Below are 6,142 nucleotides of genomic sequence, written 5' to 3'. Positions count from 1 at the left end.
TGGCCCGTGGCTACTTCCAACGCCCCGAGCTGACTGCCGAGCGCTTCCTGCCCGATCCGTTCGGTGCTGCTGGCGAGCGCATGTACCGCACCGGCGACCTGGTGCGCTGGCGCGAAGACGGCACCCTGGATTACCTCGGTCGCGTCGATCATCAGGTGAAGATCCGCGGTTTCCGTATCGAACTGGGCGAGATCGAGAGCCAGTTGCTGGCTCTGGAAGGCGTGCAGGAAGCGGCGGTAATTGCCCGCGAGACTCAGACAGGCAAGCAACTGGTGGGCTATATGGTGGCCAAAGACGGCACCGACGCCACTGCACTGCGCGCAGAGCTGGCCAAGATCCTGCCGGACTATATGGTTCCTGCGCAGATCATCGCCCTGGCCAAACTGCCGCTGACTCCAGCCGGCAAGCTGGATCGTGCCGCGCTGCCGGAGCCGACCTGGCAGAGCCAGTCCTACGAAGCGCCACGGACCGACAACGAACGCATCCTCGCCGCCATCTGGGCCGAGGTGCTGGGCGTGGAACGGGTAGGGCGCCAGGATCACTTCTTCGAGCTGGGTGGCGACTCCATTGTCGCGCTACAGGTCGTCAGTCGCGTACGCCAGCAAGGCCTGCAACTGGCGCCGCGAGCGCTGTTCCAATTCCCGCGCCTGGCCGAACTGGCCCAGGCAGCCCGCGTCGCCGGTGAAGACGTGGCGCAGGAACCGGTGACCGGCGAGCTGCCGCTGGCTCCGATTCAGGCGCATTTCTTCGCCATGGGCCAGGTCGAGCCGGCGCACTGGAACCAGGCGCTCAATCTGGAACTGCTGCGTCCGCTCGATCCAGAGCTGCTGGAGCAGGCGCTGCAGGCGCTGGTGGCCCATCACGACGGCCTGCGCCTGCGTTTCAGTCAGGAGCAGGGCGTCTGGCGCCAGCGCTACGCCGACGTGGATGCCGCGCAACCACTGCTGTGGCTGCGCGAGGCGAGCAGCGCTGCCGAAGCCGAAGCGTTTTGCCAGCAGGCCCAGCAGAGTCTCGACCTGACCGCCGGCCCGCTGTTGCGCGCGCTTCATCTCAAGCAGGCCGGCCAGCCCGACCGTCTGCTACTGGCCGTGCACCACCTGGTGGTGGACGGGGTGTCCTGGCGCATCCTGCTGGAAGACCTCCTCGCGGCTTATCGCCAGTTGGAAGCCGGCCAGGCCGTGCGTCTGCCGGGCAAGAGCCAGTCCTACAAAGGCTGGAGCGAGGCCCTGCAGAAGTGGTCGAACAGTGCAGCGGCGCAAGTCGAGCTGGACGCCTGGTGCAGCCGCCTGAGCGGCCCTGCGCTGGCCTTGCCGCGTGAACTCGACGGTGCCAGCGCCAGCCATGGCGACAAGCGCGAAGTGCGCCTGGCCCTGGATGCCAGCGAGACCAAACGTCTGTTACAGGCGCCGGCGCAGCTCGGCGTGCGTATCGATGCCTTGCTGCTCACCGCGCTGACCCGCGCCCTGTGCCGCTGGAGCGGCCAGCCGGGGCTGCGGGTCAATCTGGAAGGCCACGGCCGCGAGGCGCTGGCCGGCGAGCTGGATCTGTCGCGCACGGTCGGCTGGTTCACCAGCCTGTATCCGCTGCAATTGCCGCAACTCGACGCGGCGGCCGAGCAGCTGCAGCAGATTCAGCAGCGCCTGCAGCAGATCGAACATGGCGGCCAGGGTTACGGCGTGCTGCGTTGGTTGGGCTCGGCCGCGGCGCAAGCGGCACTTGCCGCCGTGCCGAGCGCCGAAGTGATCTTCAACTACCTCGGCCAGTACCAGGCCGGCGCGGCGGCGGACTGGTTCCGCCCGGCTGCCGGCGGTGGTGCGGCGGTGGCGGCGAGCAATCCGCTGGCCGCGCGCCTGGCGGTCAACGGCCAGGTGTTCGATGGCCAGTTGCAGCTTTCCTGGGAATACGCGGCCAACCAGTACCGCGCCGAGACCATCGAGGCCTTGGCCGCGGACTATCGCCGGGAGTTGCTCGGCCTGCTGGAACTGGCCCGCGGCCAGGCCGTGCAGGGCCCGTCGCCGCTGCTGCGCCTGACCCGTCAGGAGGCCGGTGCGGCTCCCGTGTTCTGCCCGCATCCGGTCACCGGCCGGGTCACCGGCTATCAGCTGCTGGCGGCGCGCCTGGACGGTGTGCGCGAAGTCCTCGGCCTGCAGTGCCGCAGCTTCCTCGATCCGAGTTGGCGCGATGCGTCGCTGGGCGAGATGGCCGACGCCTACCTGGCTGCACTGCTCAAGCAGCAGCCGCAGGGGCCGTACCGTCTGGTCGGCTGGTCGTTGGGCGGCAGCCTGGCCCTGGAGCTGGCGGCACGCCTGGAGGCTCATGGCGAGGAAGTGGCCTTCCTCGGACTGCTCGACTGCTACGTGCCGGGTACCGAGATTGCCGGCGACGACGCCCGTCATCCCCAGGCGCGGGCCAAGCTGGTCGAGCATCTGCAACTGTTGGCCCCGGAGCTGGCGGCCAAGGCCTGGGACGGCCTGTTCGAGCAGCTGCTGCAGCTCGAGCCACTGGACTGGCCGCAGGCCTGCGGCAGCTGGTTCGCCGGCCAGCCGCTGGATGGCATGACCCGCCAGAGCCTGGAGGAGCTGCTGTTTGCCTGGGCGCTGGAGCAGCACATGCGCCGGCTCTGTGCCGGTTATTCGCTGCCGAAGGTCAAGGTGCAGCCGCACTGCTGGTGGGCAGCGCAGCCCGTCGGTCGCGCGGCCCTGCTGGAAAGTGGGCTGGAGCGGGTGCAGGGCAGGGCGGCCAGTCATCGCCTGGTCGACACCGACCACCAGGGCATCGTCCGTCACCCGCAGGTATTGCAGGAGCTGACGGCGCTGTTGGCGACCTGAACCGGAAGAATTCGCCATGACTGCTAAATTTTCCCGACCCTCGTTCGTCTTGAACAGGCGAGACATATAAATGCGAATTCTTCTAATTTGATTTCTTTGGGGAGTGTTGATGGAACAGCAAGCTAAGAACCTGGCCCGAGTCCCGTTCGCCAAGGCCCGTTTGCCGCTGGCCATGGCCTGCGCGCTGAGCGCCTTCAGCTTTGGCCTGCACGCCGAGGAAGCCGTACAGCTGGATGCCGCCAATATCAGCGGCGAGCTGGACAGCCCGGTCGGCGAGGATGAAGGCTACGTCGCCAAGAACAGCCGCAGCGCCACCAAGATCAACACCCCCCTGAGCGAAACCCCGCGCTCCGTCTCGGTCGTGACCGATGCGCAGATGAAGGATCGCAACGTCCAGACCATCAGCGAGGCCCTGCGCTATTCGGCCGGCGTACAGGCTGGCTTCTACGGCGAGGACAACAAGCAGGACTGGTTCATCATTCGCGGCTTCAAGCAGGCCAACAACGGCCTGTTCATGGACGGCTCGCGCATCTACTCCAGCGCCTTCTACAGCTGGCAGATCGACCCCTACATGCTCGAGCGCATCGAGGTGCTCAAGGGCGCGTCCTCCGTGCTCTACGGCCAGACCCCGCCGGGCGGCCTGATCAACCTGCAGAGCAAGCGCCCGAACGCCGAAGGCCGCAACGAGATCGGCATTCAGTACGGCAGCTTCGACCGCAAGCAGATCAATGCCGACGTCGGCGGCCAATTGGATGAAGAGGGCAACCTGATGTACCGCGTGGTCGCGCTGAGCCGCGACACCGGCACCCAGGTCGACGACGTGGACGCCGCGCGCATCCTGCTGGCGCCGTCCATGACCATCAATTTCAACGAAGACACCTCGCTGACCCTGCTGGCCAGCATCCAGAAGGATCGTTCCGATCCCCAGCTGCAGTTCCTGCCGTCCAGCGGCACCATCGTGAACAACCCCAACGGCGACATCGATACCGACACCGCCGTGGGCGACCCCAGCTACGAGACCTTCGAGCGCGACCAGTACACCTTGGGCTACGAGCTGAACCACCGCCTCAGCGACAACTGGGACTTCCAGCAGAACCTGCGCTACGGCCACATGGATCTGGAGCTGCGCCAGCTGTTCTATTACGGCGACGTCACCGACCGCCTCATCGCCCGTGGTCTGACCTACAACGACGGCAAGGCCGACAACCTGTCGGTCGACAACCGCCTGCTCGGCAACTGGTTCGGCGACCGCTGGGAGAACACCCTGCTGATCGGCGTCGACTACCAGCAGCTGAAAATCAACGACCGCAGCCCCAGCGGCTATCCGACCTTCCCGGCCATTCCGCTGCTGGATATCTACGATCCCGAGTACGGCCTGCCCATCGGCGATTTCGCCTTGGAAGACAAGGACACCCGCGCCGACCAGATGGGCTACTACGTGCAGGAGCAGTTCAAGTTCGACAACTGGGTGTTCCTGCTCGGCGGTCGCTACGACCGCTCGCGTACCGACTTCGACAACCAGACCACTGGTGAGAAGCACGACGTGCGCGACGACAACTTCACCTGGAGCGGTGGCGTCGCCTACACCTTCGACAATGGCCTGACGCCCTACATCAGCTATTCCGAGTTCTTCCTGCCGGTGACCGATCTGAACCGCGTCACGGGCGAGCCGTACAAGCCGCAGGAAGGCGACCAGAAGGAAATCGGTCTGAAATACGAGCCGCAGGGCCTGGACGCGATGTTCACCGCGGCCGTATTCGAGCTGACCCAGGAAAACGTCACCAAGACCCAGAATGGCGTACCCACCCAGCTGGGCGAAGTGCGCAGCCGCGGTATCGAACTGGAGGCCCAGGCCAACGTCACCGAGAACATCAGCCTAATCGCCAGCTACACCAAGCTCGACCCCGAGACCACCAAGACCTCGGTCCCGGCGGAAAAGGACAAGGTCCCGGCCAACGTCGCCGACGAGATGGCCTCCCTGTGGGGCAAGTACCAGTTCATCGGCGGTGCGCTCGACGGTCTGGAATTCGGTGCGGGCGTGCGCCACACCAGCTCCAGCTACGGCGATAACACCGAGACCCTGGAAGTGCCGTCGTACACCCTGGTCGACGCCATGATCGGCTACCGCATCCAGGACATTCGCCTGCAACTCAACGCGAGCAACCTGACCGACAAGGAATACATCGCCGCGTGCGAGTACTACTGCTGGTACGGCAACCGCCGCAACGTCATCGCCAGTGCCACCTATGAGTTCTAACAAGCTAACCCAGCTGCGACTGCCCGATGGCCGGCAGCTCAGCGCCCGCGACGATGGCGCCAGCCTGGCCCTGCACCTGGACGAGCGCGCGCTGTTGCGCGCCCGTCGTCAGGGCGAGCTGCTGATACCGCTGGAGCTGGCCGTCGAGCATCAGGCCGAGGCCCTGTGGGCACTCGCCTACTGGTGCTTCGCCAACAATCCCGACCTGCAGGCGTTGCGCCTGCAGCTGGAGCAGGTCGACCCGGCGCTGCTGGCCAGCGGCCTGCTGGTGGGTGAGGGCGGCAACCTGCGCATCGAGCGTTCGCTGTTCTGGCAACTGCCGGCCACATTTCTGCGGGCTGCTGGCAGCGCCGGCTATCCGCAGCAGATGGTCATGCACGCCACCGGCCGCCGCCATCCGCGTCGCGCGCCCAAGCCTTCGGGCGAGGTCTATCGGCGTTTCGATGCCAACCTGGGCGCCTGGATCTCCCTGCGCACCCTGGACATCGACGAGGACCTCGCGCGCTTCAACCGCTGGCAGAACAGTTCCCGTGTGGCCGCTTTCTGGCAGGAGGAGGGCGACCTGGCCAAGCACCGCCAGTATCTGGAGGAGCTGGCCGCCGATCCGCGCGTGCTGACGCTGATCGGCTGCTTCGACGACGAGCCCTTCGCCTACTACGAGGCCTACTGGGCCAAGGAAGACCGCATCGCGCCGTTCTACGAGGTGGGCGACTACGACCGCGGCATCCATATGCTGGTGGGCGAGGAGAGCCATCGTGGCCCGCACAAGGTGGCCAGCTGGCTAAGCGCGCTGACCCATTACCTGTTCCTCGACGACCCGCGTACCCAGCGGGTGGTCGCCGAGCCTCGCGCCGACAACGCCCGGATGATCGGGCACATGCAGGCACAGGGATACCACAAGGCCAAGGAATTCGATTTTCCGCACAAGCGCGCGGCACTCATGGTGCAGTCCCGCGAGGTGTTCTTCGAGCGCTGCCGCTTGGCATGAGCAGTAAGGCTCGCGGCCCCGGCCGCGAGACCATAGAACAACAGAGCCGCGCCCGAGCGTGGCCGTGAA

Annotated in this window: 3 protein-coding genes; all 3 read left to right on the top strand. The window is 66.2% G+C overall.

The window, feature by feature from the left end; translation table 11 throughout:
* Positions 1 to 2,828, top strand: a 2,828-nt coding sequence (locus NF616_RS11390) for a condensation domain-containing protein (protein ID WP_252273385.1), incomplete at its 5' end; no start/stop codon positions are given.
* A gap of 109 nt (positions 2,829 to 2,937) precedes the next feature.
* A complete protein-coding gene (locus tag NF616_RS11385) occupies positions 2,938 to 5,085 on the top strand; it encodes a TonB-dependent siderophore receptor (RefSeq protein WP_252273384.1) in 2,148 nt (715 codons plus the stop codon).
* Positions 5,075 to 6,073, top strand: a complete 999-nt coding sequence (locus tag NF616_RS11380; RefSeq protein ID WP_252273383.1) for a GNAT family N-acetyltransferase — start codon at positions 5,075 to 5,077, stop codon at positions 6,071 to 6,073. Before NF616_RS11385 ends, NF616_RS11380 begins: the two co-directional genes overlap by 11 nt.
* Positions 6,074 to 6,142 lie beyond the last annotated feature (69 nt).

Origin of the sequence: Pseudomonas subflava (assembly GCF_023823685.1) — a bacterium.
GTDB classification, from domain to species: Bacteria; Pseudomonadota; Gammaproteobacteria; order Pseudomonadales; family Pseudomonadaceae; genus Aquipseudomonas; species Aquipseudomonas subflava.
The sequence above is the reverse complement of the archived record's forward strand: the minus strand, read 5'-3'. Positions and strand labels throughout refer to the sequence as shown.

Coding starts and splice junctions, on each gene's coding strand:
- NF616_RS11385 (WP_252273384.1), top strand. CDS start 2,938: ATGGAACAGCAAGCTAAGAACCTGGCCCGAGTCCCGTTCGCCAAGGCC.
- NF616_RS11380 (WP_252273383.1), top strand. CDS start 5,075: ATGAGTTCTAACAAGCTAACCCAGCTGCGACTGCCCGATGGCCGGCAG.